A 333-nucleotide genomic window follows, 5' to 3' on the forward strand; every position below is an offset into this window, starting at 1 on the left:
AGCACTCTCCACCTCAGCAAGGACGACTTCTACTCGCCACGCGCCGTCGCTGAAGCCCGCCCAGCTGGTCTGCAGGGCCCAGAAGCAGCCGGCCGAGAATCAAGATTCCGACGCCGGCGCCGCCGTCTTGTCCCGGAGGTTGGCCCTCACCGTTCTCATTGGGGCTGCCGCCGTCAGCACTAAGGTTGCCCCTGCTGATGCTGCCTATGGAGAATCTGCCAACATCTTTGGGAAGCCAAAGACAAACACAGAGTTCAAACCATATGCAGGAGATGGATTCAAGCTGTTAGTCCCGGCAAAGTGGAACCCTAGCAGCGAAGTCGAGTTCCCCGG

Annotated in this window: 1 protein-coding gene; it reads left to right on the top strand. The window is 59.8% G+C overall.

Annotated features, from left to right (window positions below):
- Positions 1–139 precede the first annotated feature (139 nt).
- On the top strand, positions 140–333 hold a 194-nt coding region (locus tag GFJ41_RS18585; protein ID WP_206001631.1), incomplete at its 3' end, for a DcrB/PsbP domain-containing protein.

This window comes from Paraclostridium dentum (assembly GCF_012922555.1).
Lineage (GTDB): Bacteria > Bacillota > Clostridia > Peptostreptococcales > Peptostreptococcaceae > Paraclostridium > Paraclostridium dentum.